Source organism: Commensalibacter sp. Nvir (assembly GCF_963921845.1).
Taxonomy (GTDB): Bacteria; Pseudomonadota; Alphaproteobacteria; order Acetobacterales; family Acetobacteraceae; genus Commensalibacter.
In genome coordinates, this window is record NZ_CAWUGZ010000074.1 from 1 (window position 1) to 26,521 (window position 26,521).

The following is a 26,521-nucleotide window of genomic DNA, read 5'->3' on the forward strand; positions in this document are numbered from 1 at the left end:
GTTTAATATTATTAGGCATTTTTATCTTATATATCCTACGCCCACTTACACTCTGCACAAAAAAATTGAATTACTCTTAGTCTTCAACGAAACGAACAATAAAATGGAAAATATCGAAAAACCAAGAACAATTTTTTACGGTAACTGATTAAAGTAACCAACCATGGACAATAAAACCCCATTATTCCTCAAAATAATCGGATAACGATACGTTATATTGGCCAGGTTTTAAAGGGTGAGATTGCGATTCATCTGGTGCCCAACCTGTTAAAATAGCAAAATCCAAAGCAACGGACAATTCACCGAGCTCATTAGATTTACGTAAAAAATGAGCAAAAAAACGATCCGATAAATTTTTCTTTACTTCATTTAAGGCATTATTTTCTCCAGCTTTTTGTAAATCTTTCATCAAGCTAAAAGCATTTTGGTAAATAAAATGGATAGTTTCCTTATCAACTACGGACAAAGAAAATTCAGCCCGCTGCATTAACACAGCGCACGCCCTTAAATCTGGAAAAGCAGAAACCCTAGAGCTAACTTGATTACAATATTCAATTTCTAATTCAGCAAGTAATTTTCGTAAATTATCCAGTGTAGGAACAATCGGTATAGTAGCTAAAAAAAACCCGTTAGGTTTTAAAATATTTCTTATCTGCATCAAAGTACCAGGCAGATCGTTTACCCAATGCAAATTAAAATGAGCAATAACCAGATCAAAACTATTCGCTTTAAAAGGAATAAACTCTTCATCCATTGACAAAGAAGGAGAACGATTAAGAGAAACTAGCTTCTGGGACAAATCAGCCGAAATGGTTGCTATTCCTTTATTAAGCAAAAAAGAAGATATATACCCCCTTCCTCCCATTTCCAAAGCATTGCTAAACCGATAGTTCACATCACTAAAACGGTCTAATAAACGCTCTGCACATATTTTGTTAAGGGATTGAATGTCTTTATAATAATAGTAAGCTCTATCGCGATGCAATTTTACTATGCGCCGATCAAATAGATGGGGTACTGCCATAATACTGAAAAACAACTCAAAAAAACGAATAGTGTATTAAAAATGAAAAAATCCAATAGTGCTATTGTACCCTTTTCATTTTAAAACCCATTAAAAAATAGAAGGCTTAATTCCAGAAGCTTTTAACTGCAAAGACAAGGCTGCTTTAAGCTTTTCTAAACCTTCTGTGGTTTGACTTTCAGCACGTGCAACTAGTGAAGCCTGCGTATTTGAAGCCCGCAACAACCACCACCCATCCTCTGTATTGACACGAACCCCATCTATAGTAATTACATCCGCTTGCTCACTCTTTAATCGATCGGCGACCTCTTTAACAACCTGAAACTTACAATCATCAGGACAGTCAAATCGAATTTCAGGTGTTGAAACCGCTTTTGGCAATGCTTCTGTTACGTCTGAAAGAGGCCCCTTTAAGCGTGCAACAATATCCAGAGTGCGAACTGCTACATAAAGAGCATCATCAAAGCCATACCATTTATCCGCAAAGAAAATGTGACCTGACATTTCTCCACCCAGTAAAGCATTGCACTCAGCCATTTTTGCTTTGATTAAAGAATGCCCTGTACACCACATAAGGGGATTACCCCCTGCTTTTTTAATTTCTTCATAAAGAATACTGCTTGCTTTTACATCAGCAATAATCGTAGCCCCTTGGTGATCAGGCAGAATGTCCCGACTATAAAGGATCATTAGCTGATCACCCCATAAGATATTTCCTTTGTTATCAATAACCCCAATACGATCGGCATCCCCGTCAAAAGCGATGCCGATATCAGCATGACGTTCCAATACTTCTTTTGTTAATTGCTTTAAATTTTCGGGAACCGTTGGATCAGGACTATGGGAAGGGAAGTTACCATCAATGGTACCGTTTAAAACAATATGCTCACCTGGCATTTTTTGTACCAAACGCGTTAAAATCTCACCTGCAGCACCGTTACCATTATCCCAAACGACTTTTAACTTTCGATCCGTTGCATTAAAATCTTTTAGAATCCGTGTGATATACTCTTCACTGATATCTACTTTTCGGACACTACCTATTCCTTCCGGAACGACGTCACCCTGAGCAATTTGCCTACCTAGTTCTTGTATTTGTTGCCCATAAAAAGATTTGCCACCCATTACGAATTTCATACCATTGTATTCTTTAGGATTATGGCTGGCAGTGACCATAATGGCTCCATCCGCTTCCATGACCTTTGAAGCATAATAAAGCAATGGAGTTGGACCTTTTCCAATACGTATAACTTCCAATCCACATTTTTTGAGCCCGTCAACCAAAGCGCTTTCTAAATCAGGAGAACTAACCCTTCCATCATAGCCAACAACGACTTTTTTGCCTTTTTGTCGAATTATTAAACTTCCAAAAGATCTACCTATAGCAAAAGCATCTTCAACAAAAAAAGTTTTTTGATAAACGCCTCTTATATCGTATTCACGTAATATACTAGGTGCAATGTCCCTTTTACAATCCATCAAATTTCTTCCTCACATGCATATTTTTTTAGTATGTTACGCATTGAACTCTTTAAATCTGGACGTTTTAACGCAAAAGCAATTTGTGCTTCTAAAAAACCAGCTTTACTGCCACAATCATAACGTATCCCATTATAACGCAATCCATGAAAAGGCATTTGACCTATTAATTTAGCCATTGAATCCGTCAGTTGCACCTCATTACCGGCCCCACGCTCCATAGCCGCTAAATAGTTCATAATTTCAGGTGAAAGAATATAACGACCGATTACAGATAAATTTGAAGGAGCCTCTTCTGGCTTTGGTTTTTCAATAAGCCCTGAAATTTCAATAAGCTTTCCATCGTCGTTAGAAACTTTGACAATACCATAACTTGATGTTTTCTCAATAGGAACTTCTGAAACAGCAACAACGTTACCGCCAAATTTGTTATAAACTTCGACCATTTGGGCTAAACAACCTGGATTAGCCGAGATCAAATCATCGGGCAACAACACTGCAAATGGATCATCCCCTACAAACGAACGTGCACACCATACGGCATGCCCTAATCCCATAGGCTCTTGCTGACGCAACGCTACTAATGAACCTGCTTCAATACTAGAAGGCTCCAATGCGTCTAAAGAATCCTGTTTGCCTTTTTGACGTAAATTATCGACAAGTTCATAAGCTACATCAAAGTAATCAATTAAAGAATCTTTACCTCTTGCAGTTATTAAACAAAATTCTTTTATACCGGCAGCCCGCGCCTCATCGATAGCGTACTGTATAAGAGGACGGTCAACGACCGGCAACATTTCTTTGGGCATTGACTTGGTCGCAGGTAAAAACCTTGTGCCAAATCCAGCAACAGGTAAGACAGCTTTGGTAAGAGGCTTAATCACTAATTGACCCTTTTGCATAAAATTTCAAAAAGACTATTATCATAAAATAATTTACTCAATTCAATGTTTGTACAATCAATTTCAAATTATTCAACTGAAAATTAATGGATTGGTGTTACCCTTTCATTGACTGCTTTACAGCAATAGCTGCTAAATTAACAATACCGCGCGTAGTTGTACTTTCTGTCAGTATGTGTAGAGGTCTTGTTGTACCAAGAGTAACAGGCCCTATTTGTAAAGCGTCCCCAACCACACGACTTAACGATAATCCAATATTTGCGGCATCAAGATTAGGCATAATTAAAAGATTAGCATCATGTGTTAAAGAGGTATTATCAATTATTCGTGACCTTAAAACCGAACTTAGCGCGGCATCTCCTTGCATTTCTCCATCTATTTCTAACTCAGGCTTTCTCTCTTTAATAATTTTAAAAGCATCTCTCATTTTTTGAGCTGTCTTTGACTTTCCTGCCCCAAACGATGAATACGACAATAGTGCCGCACGTGGCTTCAAGCCAAAATCTGTCATTGCTTCTGAAGCAAGCTCTGCAAATTCAGCAATCTCTTCTGCAGACGGATTTAAATGTAAATAGGAATCACCAATAAACAAAGCCATATTAGAGTAAACCAGTACAGACAAAGTATAAATTTTTTTCACATTCGGACGTCTAAGCATAATTGCTTTAAGGTATTTGTAATTGCAATACCATTCGCCATACCCCCCTACTAAGGCGGCATCCACACTACCCTCTCTTAACAACATTGCTGCAGCAATTGACTTTCTACGATAGAGTTGCTCTTTTGCTAGAGAAGGAGGAATTCCTTGGCGTTCTACCAATACTTGGTATTTTTTTTCAAGGGCCTGCACAATAGAATTATCTTGATGTAATTCTATAATAGAAACCTGACGCTCAATATCAACAGAAAGTCCTAATTGCCTTATTTTTTGTCTAATTCGCTCTTTACTTCCAATCAAAATTGGCTTTGCCATATTTTCATTTATTAATACTTGAACCGCACGAAGAACACGTTCGTTTTCACCTTCAGAAAATATGACCTTACTTAAAGAAGATTGACAGCGTATAGCTTCAAAAATAGGCTGCATGACTTGACGGGTACGAAAGACAAAATCCGTTAAGTGATCGAGATAAATATGAAAATCTTTTATTGATCGCGTAGCAACTCCACTTTCTATTGCTGCTTTTGCTACAGCTGGTGCTATCTCAAGTATAAGACGAGGATCAAAAGGTCTGGGAAGTATATATTCTGGTCCAAATCGAGGAGCTTTACCCCCATAAGCCGTAACCACAACTTCATTAGCCTCTTTCATGGCCAGCCCTGCCAAAGCATAAACTGCGGCATGCTGCATAGGTAAATTAATTTCCCTAGCCCCCACATCCAAGGCACCTCGAAAAATAAAAGGAAAACATAAGACGTTGTTAACCTGATTAGGATAATCGGATCGCCCTGTTGCTGTTATAGCGTCGGCCCTTACACTCTTAACTTGGTCAGGAGTAATTTCTGGCTCAGGATTTGCTAACGCAAGAATGATTGGCTTATCGGTCATTTTTGCCACCCATTCTTTCTTCAATACTCCAGCAACCGATAGGCCTAAAAATACGTCTGCATTACCAATGACTTCTTCTAATGTTCGTGCGCTGGTTTCCTTAGCATATTTTGCCATATTATCCAACATATCGGCGTTCCGACCTTTCCAGACTACTCCGTCCACATCGGTAAGCGTTACGTTGTCTATTTTTAAGCCCAAACTCACCATCAAATCAACACAAGCTAAAGCCGCTGCACCTGCACCCGAAGTTACTAAACGTATATTTTCTATTTTTTTATTTTGAATGCGCAGTGCATTAATTAATGCAGCCGTCACCACAATTGCCGTACCGTGTTGATCGTCGTGAAAAACAGGTATGTTCATCCTGTCTCTTAATTTCTTTTCAATTTTAAAACATTCAGGAGCTTTGATATCTTCTAAATTAATCCCACCAAAAGTAGGCTCAAGCGCCGCAACAACATCACAGAATTTATCAGGATCTGTTTCATTGACTTCAATATCAAAAACGTCTATGTCTGCAAATTTTTTGAAGAGGACCGCTTTCCCTTCCATGACAGGCTTTCCAGCTAAAGCTCCAATATTACCCAGTCCCAACACAGCCGTTCCGTTTGAAATAACACCGATTAAATTACCTCTCGTTGTGTACAAACTGACCAAAGAAGGATCTTTTTGTATTTCCAAACACGGTATCGCGACTCCAGGAGTATAAGCTAAAGACAAATCCGTTTGGGTAGCCATCCTTTTGGTCGCTGTAATTGCCAGTTTTCCTGGAACTGGAAATTGATGATAATTTAACACCTCCTGTTTATTTTTTTTATTCATCACTTCCTCTCCAAATGCTAAACCCATTTTACTTGTCAGTAATACGGTAATTTAGAATAAAATATTTATAAAAGGGAATTGAATAATTTTAAAAAATTAATGGTGCGGCCGAGAAGACTCGAACTTCCACGGAGTAATTCCTCCACAAGCACCTCAAGCTTGCGCGTCTACCATTCCGCCACGGCCGCACGTAACAAAGCATCATTTAGATACTTGCACTCTATGTGTCATCTTCTATAACCGATGAAAAGCAATCAAGCAATGATTTTAACAATAATAAGTTTTAAAAAAAGCAAAAGCTTAAATTGCTTGGATACTTTGATTCTTTACACAAAACGTTATTTAAGAACAAATTGAAACTTAATCAAAATTATTTACTTAAAAAAGTTTAACAATCCAATAAATTTTTTACCTAACAGCACTAGGTTTACAATATTTAAAGAACACCCATAGTTTACTGTGGATAAGAAAAATAAGCAGGGTCTATATTAATTCCACGATGAATATTATTTATAGTCACAATCGTTTGACGTTGGCGCGCATCAATAGCAAGCATTTGAATCAAATTTAACTCTTTACCATTGTCCCGAAATCTCAATGTAAGCAAACCTTGAGAAGGGTTGTCCGAACTGGCTAACGATATTTGTAAAAAATTTACAGTATGTTTTACTGAAGTTACTAAAATAGAGTTCTGTAAACGAACAGGGTTGTTCAACATTAACCCTAATGGATTGTGATTAAGACCAATCTGCGTGAGGGATTGACTATTGTAATCTTTGACAACCATACGACGGTCTTTAGCTACAGCGACCATAAGAAATGGATACCTATAATTTAATCTGAGTTTCCCAGGAAGATAAATAATTTGACCTCTTGAATGGTTGCTATCAGGCCAAGTCTGTTCAAATTGACCTATAAACCCACTGCTATTATTTAAATAATCTTCAACGCGACTAATCGCTATCAAATCACAGGTTGATTGACTTTGATTTACTGTTTGACAGCCAATCAATAAAAAGAAAGATAATAAAAATGTAAACCACCTAACAAATTTAACAAACATGCAAGCATCTTTCTTTTGAATACTACGTCAATATACCCCATCCATCTTAACCGATGAACTATAAACTTTTTGCGTATTATTTTACGATAACCGTTTAGTTTTCATTACAAGAATTTAGAATTAGCCCTTGTTTTACTGAAAGCCCTCCTCATATTAAATACTGGCTTAATTTTTTAATATTTTCAATATGTAAAAGCCAGATTTTTCAATTCAAACCCATAGTTAATGTATAACCAAAAATGTTGGTTCTTTAAAAAATATGCTTGAAAAACTTTCATATTATTTTAACTAAGAACAGTTAATCTATACTGAACTTGACTTTTGTTTCCCTTTAAATATTCCCTACCTTCACCATTTTTAATTTTAACTTACCATGGCCCGTTATAAAAAACGTTTTCGAGCTTTTGATCCAGATCCAGACTGCCCTACAACTGTTTGCGAAATGCCTGGTTGCTGTAATCCTGCTGGGTACAAAGCTCCAAAATCTCCAAAAAAATTAAACGAATATTTTTGGTTTTGCCTCGAACACGTACGCGAATACAATAAAAGTTGGGATTTTTGCAAAAATATGAATTTGCATGAGATTGAAGAAAATTTACGCTCCGCTACAGTTTGGAATAAGCCTTCATGGAAATTAGGTCATTTAGGGAGAATAGATCGTTACAAACAAGAACTTTTTATTGACGCATTTAACATCTTAAATAATTCTGAGGTTTCAGCATTTAAGGAACAAAATTCATCAATCCACACGAAAATTCCTCTGGAACTAGAAAATTCTATTGAAATATTGGCTATTGACTGGCCTATCACGCTAGCAGAATTAAAAAAAAGATACATGAATCTGGCAAAGCAATATCATCCAGATCGAAACAATGGTAACCAAAATTTAGAGGAACAATTTAAATTAATTAATGCTGCTTACTCTCAATTACGAACACATTTAACCAAAGCATCTTAATTTGGTATATTTTTAATATGTGTTAGTAAATTATTATTGGTCGAGTCAAGGACAATTTTATAATGAACGAATCCACACTTCAGCCCATAAATCCAGTCAACCCTGAACTTTCTTCTCCTATTCATCTCTGTCTTCCAGACAAATATCTGAACGCTAGGAAAACATTTCAAATTGACTTAGATATGGATATACTTGGATTCTCAGACAAAACCCCTCTAGTACCTGATCTTGATTTAAGCTATCGTTTCGATAAAAATACGACCCATGCTATACTGGCAGGATTTAAATATAATCGCCGCGTCATGGTACAAGGATTTCATGGCACAGGAAAATCTTCTCATATTGAACAAGTTGCTGCTCGTCTTAATTGGCCTTGTATCCGGATTAACCTTGATAGTCATATTTCACGAATTGATTTAATTGGCAAAGATGCTATCGTTTTAAAAGAGGGTAAACAAGTTACACAATTTCAAGAAGGCTTATTACCTTGGGCTCTTGAGCACCCCTGTGCACTCATTTTTGATGAATATGATGCTGGCAGGCCTGATGTCATGTTTGTTATACAACGTATTTTAGAATCAGATGGAAAACTTACATTATTAGATCAAAATCGAATTATAAAACCCCATCCGGCATTTCGATTATTCGCTACGACCAACACAATTGGGTTAGGGGATACGACAGGATTATATCATGGAACACAACAGATTAATCAAGGTCAAATGGATCGATGGAATATTGTTGCGTCGTTAAATTATTTGCCCCAAGAAGAAGAAATTCAAATAGTTTTAGCCAAACTAAAAATTAATAAGACCAACGATGAAATTATAAAGCAAATTACATCCATGGTAACGATGGCTAATTTAACAAGAGAGGGCTTTGCTACAGGAGAAATATCAACTGTAATGTCCCCAAGGACTGTTATCACTTGGGCTGAAAATTTCCAAATATTTAATGACTTAACACTAGCTTTTCGTCTTACCTTTCTTAATAAATGTGATGAAGCTGAAAAAAGTATTATTGCTGAATATTATCAACGTTGCTTTAATATTGACCCCATTAAATCTAACACAAATTAATATAATTTTGTGAGAAACGCTTATGAAAAACAATCGGCAGTCACTTCACCTTCCACAAAAACACGTCGCTGATCAAAAATCATATAATCCTGACCAATTTAAACAAGCTACTGCCAGCGTAGTCCGTGCATTGAGCGGTGACAAAAATGCTAATATAAATTTTTACACGGGTCCACTTAAAAATCATAATATCGAAAAATCTTTTTCCCAAAAAAATATTTATCTTCCACACCCACCGCCAACCGACGACCCATATATTTTAAGTCAAGTGCGAGGATCAGCAGATGCCAATGCATTACGTTTAAAATATCATGACAGCAAACTCCATGAATTCAATCAACCTCAGGAAAACGAAGCCAAAACCGCTTTTGATGCTCTGGAACAAGTACGAGTCGAGGCTTTAGGCAGCCGTGCTATGTTAGGAGTGGCGGCAAATCTCCGCTCATTGCAAGAACACAAGAGTCATGTTGAAGGTCATTCCCGTATGTCCAAAATTGAACAAATGGCTCCCCATACCGCTTTAGCACTGCTTGCACGTGAGCATCTTACGGGTGTAGCTATGCCAAAAGAATCTCAACCTATCTTGAAATTGTGGCGCAATCAATTAAGCAAAGAAGGTAAAGAAGCACTTGAAACTATGCGTTTACACCTTAATAATCAAAAAAAATATGCTTCAGCAGCCAGGAGACTTTTGCAAGCTTATCAATTAATAGGCAATGTAAAAAAAGAAAAAGAGGATTCTTCAGATAACAGTAAAGAAAACCAACCTCAAGGTAATTCAAACTTATTACAACCGGATTTCGACACTACGTTTCAATCACCAAACTTTTCAGAGGTAGATCAAAAAGAAAAAGAAGAAATGATTGATGATATTGAAAATCAATCAGAACTACTCCAAAACTATGAGAATACAGAAAAATCACAAATTAATAGACATTCATCAGGACATAACAAAAATGAAACGTTTAATACACAAGTTGAAGATGAATACTATACAATTTATACTAAAAACTATGATGAAATTGTAACAGCAGATCAATTATGTTCTATCGAAGAACTCGACTATTTACGTAAACAACTCGATCAACAACTTTATCATCAACAAAATATTATTTCCCATTTAGCTAACCGATTACAACGCAAACTTATGGCAAAACAAACACGAAGTTGGAGTTTTGATCTTGAAGAAGGATTGCTTGACGCTGCTAAACTGACACGGATTATCACAAACCCTATCAATACTCTAAGCTATAAACAAGAAAAAGAAACAGATTTTAAAGATACTATCGTCACTCTTCTTATTGATAATTCTGGCTCTATGCGGGGAAAACCTATTAATATTGCGGCTATGTGTGGAGATATATTGGCTCGTACGCTTGAACGCTGTGCGGTTAAAGTTGAAATTCTCGGTTTCACAACCCGTTCTTGGAAAGGAGGGAAAAGTAGAGAACAATGGCTTAATAAGGGGAAACCAGTTCATCCGGGTCGTTTAAACGACCTTAGACATATCATTTACAAATCCGCAGATCAACCTTGGCGTTATGCAAAACGCAACCTTGGATTAATGCTACAAGAAGGGCTTCTTAAAGAAAATATTGATGGTGAAGCCCTCTATTGGGCATGGAAACGTTTAGAAAATCGATACGAACATCGAAAAATTCTTATGGTCATTTCCGATGGTGCCCCTGTTGATGACAGTACGTTATCTGCTAACACACCAGAGTATCTAGAAAATCATTTACGACGCATAATACATCGTATTGAAAAATTTAATAACATAGAACTGTCCGCTATAGGAATTGGACACGACGTCACGCGTTATTATCAACGTGCAGTAACTATCAACAACGTCGAGCAACTTGGAAAAACGATGATGCAGGAATTAACTTCATTATTCGAAATCAAGCGTCCTAAATTATTAAACAGTTTGGTTAAAAACTAAATCATAACTTACATTAATCAACCCCATTGAACATAAATTTTATAATCAATTGTTTACCTTAAAAGGTTATCAAAAACTTTTTAAGTTCACTTAACTTAAACTATATTTTTTTGAATAAGTACAAACCCTATCGAAAAATTCGCGTTCAATTTTGATTGTTGTACTATTTTAAAGCTTCTTACAACCGTGCGTCATCTAAATCAAACCGACTTCATATGGGCGTCTGCTCTGTAAGAATCCTCTTGCCAATACATACGATCAGCAACTTGAGCACCTAAATTGAAATTTACTCCCTGCAATACGCGATCCTTAAAGTACATATAACCTGCACGATCAATCAAATGCCCCATATGCAGGTATATCGGCGTGCCACTCAGCATTTCTTTTTCAAACTCAAAAATATTGCGAATAAGGGAAACAATAACTTCTTCCGATACCCAATTCAGAAAGATTTTTCCAACTCTGGGAGTTTTCTTACTTGTACGTCCCCCTAGCCTAACTTGATAGAGTTGTTCTGGCATTCTCTGCCAGGCCAATGTAGGACATGCAAGAACGCACTCACTACACCCAATGCATAAATTTTTTTCTTTAGTTGCTTTACCGTTGTTAAGAGATAAACAATCTACTGCATGGTTTTTACAAGCACGGACGCAGGCTCCGCAACCAATACAGCGATTATAAGAGAAACGGATACGAGTAACCCCAATGATACCTATATCGGCCATATAGGCCTTGGCACAATCATTAGGACATCCTGACACAACCACTTTTAAATGATATTTGCTTGGATAAATTTCTTTTTCTAAACGTTGTGCTAGTCCCGTAGTATCCACATTCGCTTTTTGACAAATACGATTACCTTGACACGCTACAATATTTCGTCCGCCAATGGCTTGGTATCCTGCTTTTGGATCCGCAACCTGGACCCCACACATCTCAATTTCTATTTCGCGAATAAAAGGCTCTAAGGCAGCATTCACCTTATCCATGTCTTCATAACGAATGCCAGGCATCGCCAATTTTTGACGCGTCGTTAAATGAATTAAACCATTCCCATATTTTTCGGCGATTTCTTGGGCCACGCTTAATAATCGAGCGGGAAGAATACCCCCAGGAATACGTACGCTCACCATTGCTTCGGAACGCACCTTAGAAAACCGATATTCATTAAGGGCTCGGGCACGGTAAAGATCAACATCAATACTCATAATTACCTTCCTAATCAATCATACAACGAGCATCCGAATAGGTAAACACTGGCCCGTCAAGACAAACATAAACGTCTCCAATACGACAATGTCCACACTTGCCCACTGAACACGCCATACGTCGTTCATAGTCGACCCAAATATTTTCATCCTTTAAACCATGCATAGTTAGCTTATCAACCGTCGAACGAATCATGACCGGAGGCCCCACTACAATAGCTTGCATTTCGTCTGAATCAGTAAAATCGATATCATCCAACCTATCGGTTACCCGACCTAAAGAATAGTAATCCTTGTCAGCCATTCCCTCTTCCAAAGTTAAATATAACCTGCACTTCTCACGCCAAGATTCTAGTTCGTTTTTATACAAAATACTTTCTGGGTTTTTATATCCTAGAATAACACTCAACCGTTTAACCCGTTCAGAATGTTCACACCAATGGCGAAGCAAACCTTTTATTGGGGCCACCCCTGTTCCACCTGCGACAATAAGCAATGAGCGATTGAGAAACTGATTAAGATCGTATCCATTCCCATAAGCACCTCGTAGCCATATTATATCCCCAGGGGTTAGCTTGAACAAAGCATCCGTGACTTTTCCCACACGACGAATTAACAAATCTATCCATCCGTCACCAAAATCCGATACTGAAATAGGAGCTTCACCGATCATAGGCAATGAAACCTCAACAAACTGACCATATTGGACAGGAAAATCGCAAGAAACGCGAAAATTCCATTCCAAAGAAGTATGTTTTTCTATCTGTAGAATAGAATATGGGGCAGGCATTAATATCTGTTTTTGGTGGGCACGGATGCTTTTTTTCATTATTTTCTTTCCTCTTGCACCACACGTTCCACTTCGTCAGTCATTTTATTAATAATCCAAGAAAATTTGATATATTGTGGACACTGATCATCGCAGCGTCCACAACCAACACACATGTGTTCTTGTTCTTTCGCCCGGGCCCTGTAATCATTCACTTTATGCAATGCTCTAAAACGCAAACGTTCACTGACTTTTTTGCGAAAACTATGCCCGCCAGCCATGTCAGTATAACCGTCAATCATACAGCTAGACCATTGACGACGCCGCTCTCCTTTTCCTGGATTTTCAGCATATTTAACATCAAATATACTGAAACAGGTACAAGTCGGGCACCCCGTAGTGCACCGCCCACATCCTATGCATCGGTTTTGATAGTCATTCCACAAGCTATGATTAGTTAAAATTTGTCGAATACGTTTGGGATCATCACACACTCGATCAGGTGTTCTAACTTTTTCATAATTTTCAGTTACAAAATTAATATGATAATTTGAAACTCTCCCTAAATTTTCGAAAGCCCATTTAATATCAAGATCATTAATTTGAATGTTAGCTCCATTTTCATCAAAACGTATTGCAGCGCTAAAATTTTCAGTACAATTGGTTTTCATAGAAACACAAAAACAATTTTCAAAACTTTCAGTACACTCCATCAGCACATATTTAATGTTATTACGTATTCGGCTATAACTGTAATCTACAGTATTACCATTTCTAAGATACATATAGTCAAGCCGACTCAAAGCATTGATGTCACAGGCACGAGCAAAAATCAAAAATGGTCGCTCGTCAACATTAGCGAGTTGAATTTCATCATTATTAAAATAAAACAACGTTTCGGTGATCGGTGTAATAATCGTACTCGGCGATACATAGGACTTTTCTTTCCAGACAATATCATTCCAGTTGTGTATAGGATGATATACGATGGTATCGGTATCAGAAAAACGTCCGCCTCGATATTCTGCAAAAGGTGCGTAAATAGAATATTCTTGAGATAATCGTAATAGCGCTGTATGAGCTTCGGTCTGAGACAAATAGATGGACGACATATGACATCCTTTTTTTACCAACTTGATTTTCCAAGTGGCTATAAAGAGAACAAGCTATAATGTACATCGAATTTATATAATGAAAATTCAATATTCAATATTTACTTTTTATTACTAAAACCATTCCTACTTTAATCTACAAAAGCTTTTAAATTGAAAAACTATCTCGTTTTTTCGTCAATTAATGATTATTAAAAAATTTTATTTTATTACAACTGAATGATTAATCCTATAGAATGTCGTAACTATTTTATCCATAAATAAAATGAAAGCCTTATATCGTATAGGAAATATCGTCATAATATAATTTATTACCTTTTCCCAAATCAGTACAAAGATAGTAATACACTAAATAATTTTTAACTTTCAAAAAACATTATTACTTTTAATTCGATTTCATTTACAAATTATACAAAAAACAGTGCTTCAAATAACTTAATACGCAGTGCTTTTAATCAACAACTTTTAGACTTAGATAGAATGAAAACTTTTAATTTCAAAACTTTAAACCCCTTAGCTCAATTGCAAAACAAAACGAGCAATTCTATCACAAGCTTCCTCTAAAATATGTTCATCTGCCGCATAGGATAGTCTAAGATAAGGGCTAAACCCAAAAGCACTTCCAGGCACCACAGCAACGTACATCTCTTCAAGTAAGGCCTGAGCAAATTGGTCATCAGTCCCTATCAAGCAACCCCCTTTACTTGTTTTTCCTATACACCCTTTTATACCAGGATAAAGATAAAAAGCACCTTGCGGAGCCACACACGTAAAACCAGGTAACACCGACAAAACTGCTTGTACTTTCTGACGACGTCGATTATAAGCTTGCTTCATTTCTAAAACAGCTTCATCCCCTTTTGTTAAAGCGGCTTCCAAAGCCGCTTGGCTAACACTACAAGCACCAGAAGTCGAATTACTTTGAATTTTCATCATCGCTTTAATCAAAGAAGGACACGCCCCAGCATATCCAACACGCCAGCCTGGCATAGCATAAGTTTTTGACGCACCATTTGCGGTGAGGATACGTGATTTCAAATCTGGAGCAAGCGCCGCCAATGAATAATGACATTGATTATCAAATACAAAATGCTCATAAATTTCATCACAAAAAATCCAAATATGAGGAAATTCTCTGAGCACTTCTGCGATCGCAAGCAAAGTTTGTTTCGACCATACAGCTCCCGTAGGATTATTGGGTGAATTTAGTACCACCCATTTGGTTTTATTGCTTATCTTTGCACGCAAATCCTTTGCAAGCATAGCAAAATTATTTTGTTCTTCACACATAACATACACAGGGTTGCCACCCAAAAACTTGACCATAATCGGATAGCTGGTCCAATAAGGAGCAGGAAGAACAACTTCATCCTCAGCATCCAACGTGGCAGTTAAAGCGTTAAAAAGAATTTGTTTGACGCCATTCGCAACCATAATTTCATCAAGCTCATAACGTATAGCGTTTTCATATTCAAATTTGCGCTGTATAGCTTTTTTAAGAGAATGTATCCCATCAATAGGCGGATATTTTGTGTTTCCATCTTTAGCAGCTTGATAAGCAGCATCAATAACGAATGATGGAGTCTTAAAATCAGGTTCGCCTAAAGCCAAAGAAATAACTTTTTTCCCTTGACTTATCAACGCTCGAGCCCGCATGGACATAGCAATAGTCGCAGGGGTTTCAAGATTTTTCATTCTAGAAGATAATAAGGGAAATGCGGTTGTATCCATTTCTATATCGTCCATAACCCTTAATTCTTAACTGAAATTCATACAAAATTGACGAATACGTTTGCACGCTTCTTCAAGCAAAAGAGTACTGGTAGCATAAGAAATACGAAAATACCCTTCCATCATGAAAGCGGCCCCATGTACTGCTGCAACCCCTTCCTCTTCTAGCAAAGCGGCAACAAAATCTTGATCAGTCTTAATGTGAGTACCATTTTTTGAAGTTTTATTTAAAAAACCTTTCATCGAGGGAAACAAATAAAAAGCCCCTTCAGGCTTTATACAAGTCAGACCAGGTATTTCATTCAATTGTTGACAAACAAAATCACGTCTCTCTTCATAGGTTTTAATCATTGTTACAATGGATTGTTGTGACGCAGTGAATGCTTCACTTGCCGCCATCTGACTTATTGAACAAGGATTCGTCGTTGACTGACCTTGTAATTTTGTCATCGCTTTAATAAAATGCTTAGGAGCAGCTGCATACCCAATACGCCAGCCAGTCATGGCATACGCTTTGGACACACCATTCATTGTCACTGTACGGCTTTTTAAAAGCGGTTCTACCGCCACAATGGTCGAAGATGTAAATCCATCGTAAACAAGTTTAGAATAAATATCGTCCGCCAAAATCCAAACGTGTTCATGCCGTAAAAGAACATCACATAACGCTCTTAGCTCTGACCGACTGTAGGCCACGCCTGTAGGATTACAAGGCGAATTTAATATAAACCATTTGGTCTTAGACGTAATGGCAGCTTCTAATTGATTAGGTTGAAGTTTAAAATGACTCTTTTTTGCATTGCAAGGCACAATAACGGATTTGCCCCCAGCGAGGGTAACAATATCTGGATAAGACACCCAACAAGGGGAAGGAATGATAACCTCATCCCCTTGGTTTAAACTGGCCATCATTGCGTTAAAAATAACCTGTTTTCCCCCACAAGAAACCATAATTTCTTCAGGATCATACGTTATTTTATAATCCTCATTTAATCGTTTTACGATTGCCTGACGTAATTCAAGACTTCCCCCAACATCCGTATATTTGGTTTGACCCGATTGTATGGCCTTTATACCCGCTTGTTTAATATTTTCCGGAGTATCAAAATCGGGCTCTCCTGCTGAAAGACTTATGATATCTTGTCCATTGGCTTTCATTTCACGCGCTTTGGCTGAAATAGCCAGTGTTTGACTGGGTTGGATTCTTTTTAAACGATTAGAGACAATATCCATTTTATTATTCCAAAGTTAAACCGTTAACCGCCTATAAAACTAATAAAAAGGAAAATTTTACAAACAATTTTTTATGCATATTTCTACTTATCACGCTTATATACTAACTTAAATAGCACATCGGATATTTATAATTAATTTTTAAGGCTTTTTATAGTACTAAAAATTAATAGTTTAATAACCTATCATAGGTATATTTGACGTATTTATTTGGAAAAATAGTCCTCAATATATGTTTAAACGCAATACATATTCTTAACTTGTTACATATTGTGAAGCTTAAAACTGTTGAAAAAATTTTATTAAGTTATACACTTCAAAAGTATAGGTTTTACTAGAAAATTAATTGTCTAACGTTTTAAAATTCTGAAAATTTAAGGTTACATAGTATTATTTAATTATCCTCTTACCCAGTTGAGACAAAGTGACATTTAAACCAGAAATTTTTATTCAGCGCTTACGGTTTTCCCTTGAAAACATTGAAGAAAAAGCTAAAGCTTTTCAATTAGGGTTAAATATCGACGCTGTTAATACAGTTTTAAATCATTTTGAACAAAATCCTAATGATTTAGAAATAAACGAGAAACTTATTCAACACTGTATTTTATTTGAACAATTTTCGTTAGCCAATACGCTAATAGAACGAGCACGTGACTTATTTCCACACGAATTTAGATTTGTTTGCCTTGACATAATTCTTATTTCCTTGGTCAATGACCAAAACGAATTTTTTGATTTAATCTCAAAGCAACTAAAAAAATTTTCACCTGTAAAAGACATTGATATAGATTTTCTTAATCAAAAAAATAACTTTTTTTCAATTATAAATTTTTTGCTTGATATGTTAGAGGGTTCCACTTCGTTGCCACCCGCTCCAATAGACTATTATCTTTTGATTTTTCCTTATGATGTAAATACTGTGGATATTCAAACGAAAAAGAAATATTGCGATCATTTTATAAAATTTTGCAATTATTGTGGCCAACGCGATATTAATAAATTAACAAATTTTTTAGCATTGGAAAACAAAGTTAACCCAAACAAACCTTGGTATTGTCATATAAAAGGCAAGCTTCATTGGTTCAAGCACGAAAGACATCAAACAGATTACTATTTCCGCTGTGCCAAACAAAAAATAAAAGAAGAATTGATAGAATTTTGTTCGAATGAGGCTGGCGTTTATACGTGGCTAAGCGTTGAGGAAACTATTCAGTTCGATTTTAAAAATAATTGTCCAGATTTATTTGGTCTTTCGTCATGGCATTGGCATCATAATACTCCAAAAAACTACGTTCCTTCGGTATCTATTATTCTTGGATGCGATACACACTACTTTCGTTTTTTCCCCAAGTTTTTATTATCTCTCGTCAAAGCTTTTGAAGTCGACAATTGCCAGACCTCAACCGTCATCACGCTTGCTGTAGACAATATATCGAGCCAACAAATTCAATTTTTACAGGAAACCGCTACGTATTTACTTCAAAAATTTCCTAATTTTTATCTCGAGTTTACGTATGGTAACGCCCGCTACGAAGATGGTGCTGTTTTTGCCAGTTTGCGCTATCTAATTGCTAAGGATATTTTTCAAAAATACACCGTGCCAACGTTTATCTTCGACATTGACGGAATGATTCCAGAAGATTTTTACCAAAAATTTCATAAATTAAAACACAATAACGATTTTAGCTTCCGTTTATTTGCTTTCGATTCCAAGGGCAATCAATATTTCACTGAGCCCTGGTCTATTGGTGCAACTTGCACATATTATGGACAATTAGAAATTACTTCGAAAATATTAGTTTTTATGAAGTATTACCTTAATCATGCGTATTCACCCAATAATACAACTAATTGGTGTATTGACCAGTGCGCACTAGCACAAGCTTACGAGCGATACATTAGACCAAACTGGAAACAATTAAGAATTACCGATGCAGATAAAGAGCAAATACTTATTTTTGCACAACATGTCGGTAGTAAAGAGGAATTTTATCGTCACGGCGGCGTTGTTGATATGAATAATTTCCGTGAACGATTAAATGATGAAGAGCCTCCTATAGTCACAAAAGGATAACAATATGAATATAAAACCCACGCCCCACTTTGAAAGCGTTTTATGTAAAGATTTACACGATAGTCAGACATACACCCTAACAAGTGCTTCCAAAAACATTGAAGTTGGTGAGTGGACGATCAATAACAAACATATCGAAAATTGCTCTTTTCCCTTTGTTATTGAACAAAAAATATTACATGGCGGTAAACAAGAAGGCACCAAAATTATAACCATTACCTGTCCAGAGAAAGGATTAAATATAACCGTCACCCCAACCAGAGGGATGAGTGTTGTAAATGCGCGAGGGAAAGATATATATTTTGGTTGGGATTCACCAGTTAAAGAACTCGTTAACCCTGTCTATATTAATCTTGACAGTCGCGGAGGTACTGGCTGGACAGAAGGCTTCAACGAAATGCTCGTTCGTTGTGGGTTTGAATGGACAGGACATCCAGGCTATGAAAATGGACAATTATACTCTTTGCACGGGCGCTTGGCCAATACCCCCGCTTCTGAAGTTGAAATATCCATTAGCAAGCAAGCCCCTTATGAGATTAAAATTAGAGGGTTGCTAAAGGAAAGTGCGTTTAAGAGCCTTGATATGCATACCCTTACAGAATTAAGCTACGTACCTGGCTCAAACCACTTTACCATTCACGATATTTTAACAAACCATGCAGATTATCCTCATGATTATGAAATTATCTATCACAACAATTTCAGCAAACCTTTGCTTGAAGAAAATGCTGAGTTTATTGCCCCTGTCGAAGAGATAAGCCCATTTGATGAATATGCCTTGAAAGAACTCAACAATTGGTCGCGCTACTATGGACCAACGAAAGATTTCAATGAAATGGTTTACAATATCAAACTGTTCGCTAAACCAGATGGAACAACCAAAGTTGCTTTAGCTAACAAAATGGGGGACAAAGGGGCTGCCATTGAATTTAATATCAATCAATTACCGAGATTGGCCCTTTGGAAAAATACAGACACGGAAAAACAAGGATACGTTACGGGAATAGAACCCTGTACCAACCACGCCTACCCCATCGCTATTGAACGCGAACAAGGCCGTATCAAGCAAATCGCGCCAGGACAAAGCCTACACTTTAAAATGAAATTCAGCGCTTTAGTTGATAAGGAAGCGGTTGAAACTACTCGCCAAGAAATTTCCGCGATTATGGGCAACAAAAAAACCAAACTTATTGAAACGCCTATTGCAAAAGAATAATATTGCTTAACAGAGCTCATTTTTAGGAATGAGCTTAAATCGAAGCAGCGCTTACACTATAAAAATATTTCCTATTCATTTTTTAAAATTTTGACACGGTAGTTTTTTTCTAATGGCACGAGGTATATACATTTAAAATGTTACTTAAAAACTATTCTTTTTGTTTTTAATTTACCGTGTCGAAAATATAAATTTCATATAAAATTATTGCGTAATCCAATTCTTTAAGTTTCGCCTTAATGGCAATCAAATTTGAATGGATAAACAGTATTGTGCAGATTTATTAATCTAAACATAAAAATTTAAAGCCCTTTTTACTATAAAAACCTGCACTCATAGCTTTCGTACGAATACTTTGTAAAAAAATTAATTCTATAAATTTGTTTATAAAAAATACTTTCAACAATTGCTTTATAAACAAGTTAATGTTTGATTTTTCTAGTTAGAATAGAACCCTAACGTCTGTCCGTTTTAAAATTTAGACTTAATCTTTGAATAAATTAAAATACATTAACCTGATGATAGTTGTTAATGATCAGACTTATTGTAATACGTACTATTAATCAAAATATAGCGAATAAAAATTAAATTTTTTTCTTACTTTGATCTGTAATTGTACAAAAAATAACTATTAAGTAAAAAAACACAACCTCTTTGCATATCCAAATAAATGATTTGGTTACGCAACATTAAAATAAATAACGAATAAATCTTTACAAAAAACATAAATTCATGTATCTAATCTTACCAATTTTTTGCTCAGTGTATAATTTTGGTACTATATCGGAATTATTTTCCTGAATAACAAAGCAATACCAATTTTAAAGTTGATAACAATTTTCTTAATCTACTTTTAAATTGGTATTGAACGCGTTTTTAAAAAATTACTTAAAGTGCTTAAAATAACTTGATCAACTGTATTTTAGCTGAAAACGACATTTCTTTTTAACTCCCTTCTGGTTTTTTCAGTTTTTATTAACCCCTATTCCTTAAAGGCCAAGCATGAAAGAGAAACCTAAAAAATTATTTGATGATAACGCTATTTATACTCTTGAGGATACTAATTATGGCGTTAATAACAATACTGGAAAAATTTCCTATACTTGGTTGGATTTGGCTGAGTATTGGTGGGGTGGCTATCTCAAGTTGACCCTCTCAGGAGATATTGATCAAACTACTTTAGATTCAGATATTAATTGTTGGGTTGGATTGCACACAGTGCATGTTAATGCCAAACTATGGGGCATAATCAACGCCCTTGGCTTCAATAACGATACAGATTCTAAATTTACATTCCTTGCCTTGACCAACTATCTTCAAAGCACTTTAAAATCTGGCACCATTATTGAATCGCCGACTTTGCTTATTGGTGGAAAATTTAAAAATGGAGATCACCCCGCCACCATTAACATTAACGACGGCGGGACAGCAGAAATTAAAGGTCAGATTATTGAAGCCTTGGACCATTCAACTATTCTTATTGTTAACATAACCAACAACAGCACGTTTGAAATAGACAGGGCCCACATTGTTACGGGTACTTTTAATATTGAATCGGGATCAACTTATATCTTTGGGGGAGAAAGCCCCGATACAGACACCGTACTATCGTTTCTCAAAACAGATGGATCAACCGAACAATATACAGTCACTGTGGGGGACGTTACCTATAACAATGGAAATACTGCTAACAAAACTTATTACGAGCAAAAATTTTATAATTCAACACTTAAATTAGGAAGCTGTGATGTTAAAATTTTAAATAACGCCGTTTTTTTCTTCGATTATAACAATACCCTGGAGGTTGATGGGCTATGTAAACTTACAGGAAACACTATTGTTGGCTGGAATAACAACACTATAGTAGTAGGATCCTTGTTTACCCTTGATGACAACTCTTATCTTATCGCTTCTGCACATGTCGACCTAGGGCGATATGGTTTTACTGGCAATGGCACGTTAATCGTTATGGGGGAATATTACGATGCAACCAGTAAAACATTTAAACTTTCGAGCTTGACCCTTACTGGTGGTGGACAATTGGGCACGGTCTACCTCGGTTATGACCCTCAATACGAGAATGGCCTGGGTGGATACGACCACACCCTTTCGGATTCCAGCTTGATTAACCCGGATTCTCTGTATGGCGTAACGGCGACTTTTTCAGGATCTATTACCTTAAACGGCACTCTTTATTTAGGGGGAGGAACAGACAGCAACCACACCGTTTGGAACGGGCAGTTAACGCTTAATGACGCAACCGTTATTACCGATGGCACAGCATCCAAAGGGTTAATCATCACCACCGATGGTATCCTTACCGTCGGAGATATAGTAGATCTTGGTTTATTGAATTTACAAGGTGGACAAATTAACCTTGGTTCCAATGATAAGTTTACGGTTTTTAACTCATCTTCTGGGCAGCTGAAAGCTACAGGTAACGTTACGGGAACTGACTTAAATATAAGCGGAGGTACATTGACGTTTAATGATAACCTTACGCTTACAGGAAACATTAGCATTAACGCCGGCATATTGACGGTTAACGGTACGTTCAGCGATCAAAACGACACTATTTCGGTAACAGGTTCTGGAAGCATTAATCTGGCCAATGCAGATAATTTGATCGAAATCGATATTAATACTTCGGGTCCCAATACCTTGGGTGGAAACGTTGTAAAATTAGTATTGGAGCAAGGAAATCAAGGTACTACAACGTTAACGGGAACAAGTTTTAATAATATTGAAGCAAACGATGGAAGTTTAACGGTTAATAACGATGAAACAGGGAATAACCTCGTTGTTGCTGGAGCTAACGTAACCTTTAATAACCTAACTATAAACAATGAAATTTCCATTACAGCAGGCCACTTAACCGTTAAGGGCACCTTGAAAGATAAGGGCGATTTACTCTCTGTAACGGGATCCGGATCGGTAGACATAGGAAATGTAGATCAACTCAATGAAATCGATATAAATACCTCTGGCTCTAATACCTTAGGTGGCAACGTTGTAAAATTAGTATTAGAACAAGGAAACACAGGCCAAACTACCTTAACCGGAAGTCAATTTGACACTATTCAAGTAGGTAACGGTCAACTTATTGTGAACTCTAACGAGATAGGAAACAGACTAACCATCACGGGGGGTAGCACGACCTTTAATAAAACCTTAACAATAGGTAACGTTACCATTGACGCTGGTATGTTAAAAGTCCAAACCCTTGACTATACAGGCAGTACTCCATTTTCTGTGCTGGGTTCTGGCTCGGTCACAATACAAGATGGAAATCAAATTAACGAAGTGGACATCAATTCCAGTGGAACAAACACGTTCCATATTGGTATTCGCACATTAATTCTGGAAAAAAATAATAACGGTATTACCAATTTAACCTTGCAATACAATTCACAATCTCCGGTTACTAATTATGAGACCATCACAATCTATGGTGGTACACTAAACGTTAACGAAAATATTTTTTATAATACAAATTTGAAATTAGATAATGGCCAAGTAACATTGGCACAAAACAATGTGTGTTCAAACGTTACTCTTACTGACGGTAATCTCTTAGTAAATGGCTCGTTTACAATTACAAATACTTTCACCATTACAGGTGGAAAGGCTAATTTCAAAGGAAGTATAAAAGATTCCAATAAATTTAATATCTCAGGGGGTCAAGTTTCTATCTATGGAACTTTAGATCTTTCGACAAACCCTCTTTTAGTCACTGGGAAAGGGGAACTTTTTCTTGAGGATTCGAACTTAACCACAGAAATTGATATTCAAACTTCAGGAAATAATACTCTTGGAGGAACCGTACAAACGTTAATCTTAGAACAAGGCAACAGCGGTACAACTACCCTAACAGGAAATACTTTTGGTTCAATCACCTTAGATTCTGGAACCCTTGTTGCGTCCAAAGAAGAAACCGGGGATACTTTTATACTTAACAATGGTACGGTAACGTTTACCAGTTTAACGATCAACAAAACCATTACACTCACCTCAGGGAAATTAATTGCTACAACTTTCAATAACAACACGGTAAATACGCTTGTCATTGGAAAAAACGCTTCCGTTGATATAACAGGCGGAAATCTTGGAAATGTATCCATTACTGGTTCTCTGTTTGATAATTATCTAGGCGGCACTATTAATACGTTAGCGATTACCAATAGCAACAATTACCTTACCTATTTAAGAGACAGCACTGTCACCAACATTGATCTAGAGAGTGCATCGGATTTAATTATTCTGAAAACCACTTCTTTAACAGGGTCATTAAGGTTAAAAATAAATACGACATTAGATATAAAAGGTACACTAAATTATTCTGGAAATAGCTTTACGGTTCAAGATCAGGCCAATTTAAGCTTTGATGGTGGAACGTTAGCTTTATCATCAGGAAAAAATATCGACATTAGTGGTAAGTTTAATCTGACGTGCAACAACGGAGGAATCATTGAACTGGATAATGCTACTAGTCTTGATATTAACAATGGAATGACCGTTACTGGCCAACTTGATTTAAAAGGAAAAGGTGGATCGGTTACATTTAATGGAGAAATTATTGCCGGTGATTATAAATCAACAATCACCGTTGATGCTGGGGTCACCTTAACTCTTAACTCAGGTTGCGATATAAAACCTACCATTGTTTTGGACAATAACGCTACGTTAGACATCAAAGATCCACACAATACCAATGTCATTATACAATTTAACGATACGACGGTTGGTAAAATACTGATTAAGTTTGATATGCAAATTAATAGTGACCAATTTGCCATTGATAACCAGCTTAAAAATTTCTCACAAAGCAGTGAACTGGACTTTACTCAACTTAAATACAGTGACGTCACAATTAGCAAAGTTTACTATAAAGACGGTAAAATATATATTGATTATACAAACAACAATACACCTCAAGATACCAAAGAAATTGTTTTAAATAATGTCAATGTTGATAGCACAATTTACGATGGTCAAGTACTAAACGTTATTGAAGACGATAACGGAGGCGTTCTTATCGAAACCTGTTTTCTTTCAGGAAGCCAGATCGCCACTCCAAAAGGCTTGACGAATATTGAACATCTAAAAATTGGTGATGAAATTCTAACATATAATAATAACAAGACCCAGAAAGATGAAATTATATGGATAGGAAAAGCTACTTGTCTAGTAAGGCCCTATCTTCCTGACGATCAAGCAGGCTATCCGGTTTGCGTTCGTAAAAATGCAATAAAAGAAAATGTGCCTAGCGAAAATCTTTTCATTACTGCTGAACATTGTCTTTATATAGATAGTCAATTTATACCTGTTCGAATGATGGTTAACCATCGTTCTATCCACTACGACAAAACCGTTACATTCTATGAGTATTATCATATAGAAACCAAAATGCACTCTGTGATTATGGCAAATGGGTTACTTACTGAGAGTTATCTGGATACGGGGAATAGAAAAGGGTTCTTTAAGAAAAATTACAGCGAGTTAGGCGAAATTAAACCTATTAAAACATGGGAACATCACGCTGCTGCTCCTTTAATTGTCAGAAGAAATATTGTAGAACCTCTATTCCACCAAATAAATGCCAGAGCTATTCAAATAGGTTTCAAAAATTGCGAGGTTAAAAAAACACTTACTAACGATCCAAACATTTATCTGCTAGTGGACAATCATAAAATTATTCATAAATCCCACATAGAAGGTCAATGGTACCATTTCATAATTCCTGCCAATACCACAAATGTTGAAATCATCTCTCGTGCGACTAGACCTTGCGATAGCATAGGTCCATACGTGGATGACAGACGTTGGTTAGGTATATTAGTTGGGCAAATCATTTGCCAAGATATCAATCAAAACAAACTGTTAGATTTTCATCTAAAAAATTGTGATGTAAAGGGTTGGAACGAATTAGAAATCAACAACCCTAACTGTCGTTGGACAAAAGGAAAAGCTACTATAAATTTGAAAGAAAGAAATCTGAATACCACTGGCGTATTATCTTTACAAATTTTAAGCGCTGGCCCATATCTGATTGATAACACTATAGATATTACTAGTATCAATAAATCGGCTTAGTATTTAACTAATGAGGCATATTTATTTTAAGTAAGTATGCCTCATTTTAGTTTCAGTATTACATGGCTATTGAATTAGGCTTTTATTGATTAAGGCGTTATGAGTAGCCGATTTGTATTACTAATCTTAATTTAAAGTTTTTTTATAATAGCGCTCTTGGCTCTTTGGATGGGATGTTGAGATTTACAGACTTAAGTTTTGCATGGGTTTTGTTTGGAATTGACTGTTCGTTTTTTTGTGGTTCGCTGGGGGGTATTTAATTTG

At 36.4% G+C, this 26,521-nt stretch carries 16 protein-coding genes and 1 tRNA gene; 6 read left to right on the forward strand and 11 right to left on the reverse strand.

Annotation, left to right across the window (positions count from 1 at the left end):
- Positions 1–181 precede the first annotated feature (181 nt).
- The 6 genes from AABE15_RS05160 to AABE15_RS05185 form a co-directional block, all read right to left on the reverse strand.
- Entirely contained in the window at positions 182–1,024 is an 843-nt protein-coding gene (locus tag AABE15_RS05160) for a methyltransferase domain-containing protein (protein WP_338330217.1), read from the reverse strand.
- 90 nt (positions 1,025–1,114) lie between these two features.
- Positions 1,115–2,503 carry a phosphoglucomutase/phosphomannomutase PgmG gene (gene pgmG / locus AABE15_RS05165; RefSeq protein WP_338330218.1) on the reverse strand — a complete coding sequence of 463 codons (1,389 nt, stop codon included), beginning with the start codon at positions 2,501–2,503 and terminating at the stop codon, positions 1,115–1,117.
- Positions 2,503–3,405, reverse strand: a complete 903-nt coding sequence (galU, locus tag AABE15_RS05170; protein WP_338330219.1) for a UTP--glucose-1-phosphate uridylyltransferase GalU — start codon at positions 3,403–3,405, stop codon at positions 2,503–2,505. The genes pgmG and galU overlap by 1 nt, the downstream gene beginning before the upstream one ends.
- A gap of 97 nt (positions 3,406–3,502) precedes the next feature.
- The gene (locus AABE15_RS05175) at positions 3,503–5,779 is read right to left on the reverse strand and encodes an NADP-dependent malic enzyme (protein WP_338330220.1); all 2,277 of its coding nucleotides are present in this window, start codon (positions 5,777–5,779) and stop codon (positions 3,503–3,505) included.
- Positions 5,780–5,879: 100 nt separating this feature from the next.
- Positions 5,880–5,967, reverse strand: a tRNA-Leu gene (locus AABE15_RS05180).
- Between the two features lie 266 nt (positions 5,968–6,233).
- Positions 6,234–6,842, reverse strand: a complete 609-nt coding sequence (locus AABE15_RS05185; RefSeq protein WP_338330221.1) for an outer membrane lipoprotein carrier protein LolA — start codon at positions 6,840–6,842, stop codon at positions 6,234–6,236.
- A gap of 373 nt (positions 6,843–7,215) precedes the next feature.
- On the opposite strand from AABE15_RS05185, the gene AABE15_RS05190 reads away from it, so the two are divergent.
- From AABE15_RS05190 to AABE15_RS05200, 3 genes are all read left to right on the forward strand, one after another.
- Positions 7,216–7,800 (forward strand): J domain-containing protein, encoded by a 585-nt coding sequence (locus tag AABE15_RS05190; RefSeq protein ID WP_338330222.1) that lies wholly within the window; start codon positions 7,216–7,218, stop codon positions 7,798–7,800.
- Positions 7,801–7,862: 62 nt separating this feature from the next.
- Positions 7,863–8,879 (forward strand): AAA family ATPase, encoded by a 1,017-nt coding sequence (locus AABE15_RS05195; protein WP_338330223.1) that lies wholly within the window; start codon positions 7,863–7,865, stop codon positions 8,877–8,879.
- Positions 8,880–8,901: 22 nt separating this feature from the next.
- A complete protein-coding gene (locus tag AABE15_RS05200) occupies positions 8,902–10,821 on the forward strand; it encodes a cobaltochelatase CobT-related protein (RefSeq protein WP_338330224.1) in 1,920 nt (639 codons plus the stop codon).
- Between the two features lie 200 nt (positions 10,822–11,021).
- Here AABE15_RS05200 and asrC read toward each other — a convergent pair whose 3' ends face one another.
- The 5 genes from asrC to AABE15_RS05225 form a co-directional block, all read right to left on the reverse strand.
- Positions 11,022–12,029, reverse strand: a complete 1,008-nt coding sequence (gene asrC, locus AABE15_RS05205; protein ID WP_338330225.1) for a sulfite reductase subunit C — start codon at positions 12,027–12,029, stop codon at positions 11,022–11,024.
- A gap of 10 nt (positions 12,030–12,039) precedes the next feature.
- Positions 12,040–12,858: an anaerobic sulfite reductase subunit AsrB gene (gene asrB / locus AABE15_RS05210; RefSeq protein ID WP_338330226.1), complete on the reverse strand. Its 819-nt coding sequence runs from the start codon at positions 12,856–12,858 to the stop codon at positions 12,040–12,042.
- Positions 12,858–13,910, reverse strand: coding sequence for an anaerobic sulfite reductase subunit AsrA (asrA, locus tag AABE15_RS05215; RefSeq protein WP_338330227.1), 1,053 nt, complete (start codon positions 13,908–13,910; stop codon positions 12,858–12,860). The genes asrB and asrA overlap by 1 nt, the downstream gene beginning before the upstream one ends.
- Before the next feature lie 513 nt (positions 13,911–14,423).
- The gene (locus AABE15_RS05220) at positions 14,424–15,656 is read right to left on the reverse strand and encodes a pyridoxal phosphate-dependent aminotransferase (protein ID WP_338330228.1); all 1,233 of its coding nucleotides are present in this window, start codon (positions 15,654–15,656) and stop codon (positions 14,424–14,426) included.
- Positions 15,657–15,668: 12 nt separating this feature from the next.
- Positions 15,669–16,874, reverse strand: coding sequence for a pyridoxal phosphate-dependent aminotransferase (locus AABE15_RS05225; RefSeq protein ID WP_338330229.1), 1,206 nt, complete (start codon positions 16,872–16,874; stop codon positions 15,669–15,671).
- A gap of 424 nt (positions 16,875–17,298) precedes the next feature.
- On the opposite strand from AABE15_RS05225, the gene AABE15_RS05230 reads away from it, so the two are divergent.
- The 3 genes from AABE15_RS05230 to AABE15_RS05240 all read left to right on the forward strand — a co-directional run bounded on the left by AABE15_RS05230 (position 17,299) and on the right by AABE15_RS05240 (position 26,257).
- Positions 17,299–18,948: a hypothetical protein gene (locus AABE15_RS05230; protein ID WP_338330230.1), complete on the forward strand. Its 1,650-nt coding sequence runs from the start codon at positions 17,299–17,301 to the stop codon at positions 18,946–18,948.
- Positions 18,949–18,952: 4 nt separating this feature from the next.
- Positions 18,953–20,164 (forward strand): aldose 1-epimerase family protein, encoded by a 1,212-nt coding sequence (locus tag AABE15_RS05235; protein WP_338330231.1) that lies wholly within the window; start codon positions 18,953–18,955, stop codon positions 20,162–20,164.
- A gap of 1,002 nt (positions 20,165–21,166) precedes the next feature.
- Positions 21,167–26,257 carry a Hint domain-containing protein gene (locus AABE15_RS05240; protein WP_338330232.1) on the forward strand — a complete coding sequence of 1,697 codons (5,091 nt, stop codon included), beginning with the start codon at positions 21,167–21,169 and terminating at the stop codon, positions 26,255–26,257.
- The last annotated feature ends 264 nt before the right edge of the window (positions 26,258–26,521 follow it).

Bases quoted from the DNA above. Each gene is read 5' to 3' on its own strand.
- AABE15_RS05160 (WP_338330217.1), bottom strand. From the start codon at position 1,024: ATGGCAGTACCCCATCTATTTGATCGGCGCATAGTAAAATTGCATCGC.
- pgmG (WP_338330218.1), bottom strand. From the start codon at position 2,503: ATGGATTGTAAAAGGGACATTGCACCTAGTATATTACGTGAATACGAT.
- galU (WP_338330219.1), bottom strand. From the start codon at position 3,405: ATGCAAAAGGGTCAATTAGTGATTAAGCCTCTTACCAAAGCTGTCTTA.
- AABE15_RS05175 (WP_338330220.1), bottom strand. From the start codon at position 5,779: ATGAATAAAAAAAATAAACAGGAGGTGTTAAATTATCATCAATTTCCA.
- AABE15_RS05185 (WP_338330221.1), bottom strand. From the start codon at position 6,842: ATGTTTGTTAAATTTGTTAGGTGGTTTACATTTTTATTATCTTTCTTT.
- AABE15_RS05190 (WP_338330222.1), top strand. From the start codon at position 7,216: ATGGCCCGTTATAAAAAACGTTTTCGAGCTTTTGATCCAGATCCAGAC.
- AABE15_RS05195 (WP_338330223.1), top strand. From the start codon at position 7,863: ATGAACGAATCCACACTTCAGCCCATAAATCCAGTCAACCCTGAACTT.
- AABE15_RS05200 (WP_338330224.1), top strand. From the start codon at position 8,902: ATGAAAAACAATCGGCAGTCACTTCACCTTCCACAAAAACACGTCGCT.
- asrC (WP_338330225.1), bottom strand. From the start codon at position 12,029: ATGAGTATTGATGTTGATCTTTACCGTGCCCGAGCCCTTAATGAATAT.
- asrB (WP_338330226.1), bottom strand. From the start codon at position 12,858: ATGAAAAAAAGCATCCGTGCCCACCAAAAACAGATATTAATGCCTGCC.
- asrA (WP_338330227.1), bottom strand. From the start codon at position 13,910: ATGTCGTCCATCTATTTGTCTCAGACCGAAGCTCATACAGCGCTATTA.
- AABE15_RS05220 (WP_338330228.1), bottom strand. From the start codon at position 15,656: ATGGACGATATAGAAATGGATACAACCGCATTTCCCTTATTATCTTCT.
- AABE15_RS05225 (WP_338330229.1), bottom strand. From the start codon at position 16,874: ATGGATATTGTCTCTAATCGTTTAAAAAGAATCCAACCCAGTCAAACA.
- AABE15_RS05235 (WP_338330231.1), top strand. From the start codon at position 18,953: ATGAATATAAAACCCACGCCCCACTTTGAAAGCGTTTTATGTAAAGAT.
- AABE15_RS05240 (WP_338330232.1), top strand. From the start codon at position 21,167: ATGAAAGAGAAACCTAAAAAATTATTTGATGATAACGCTATTTATACT.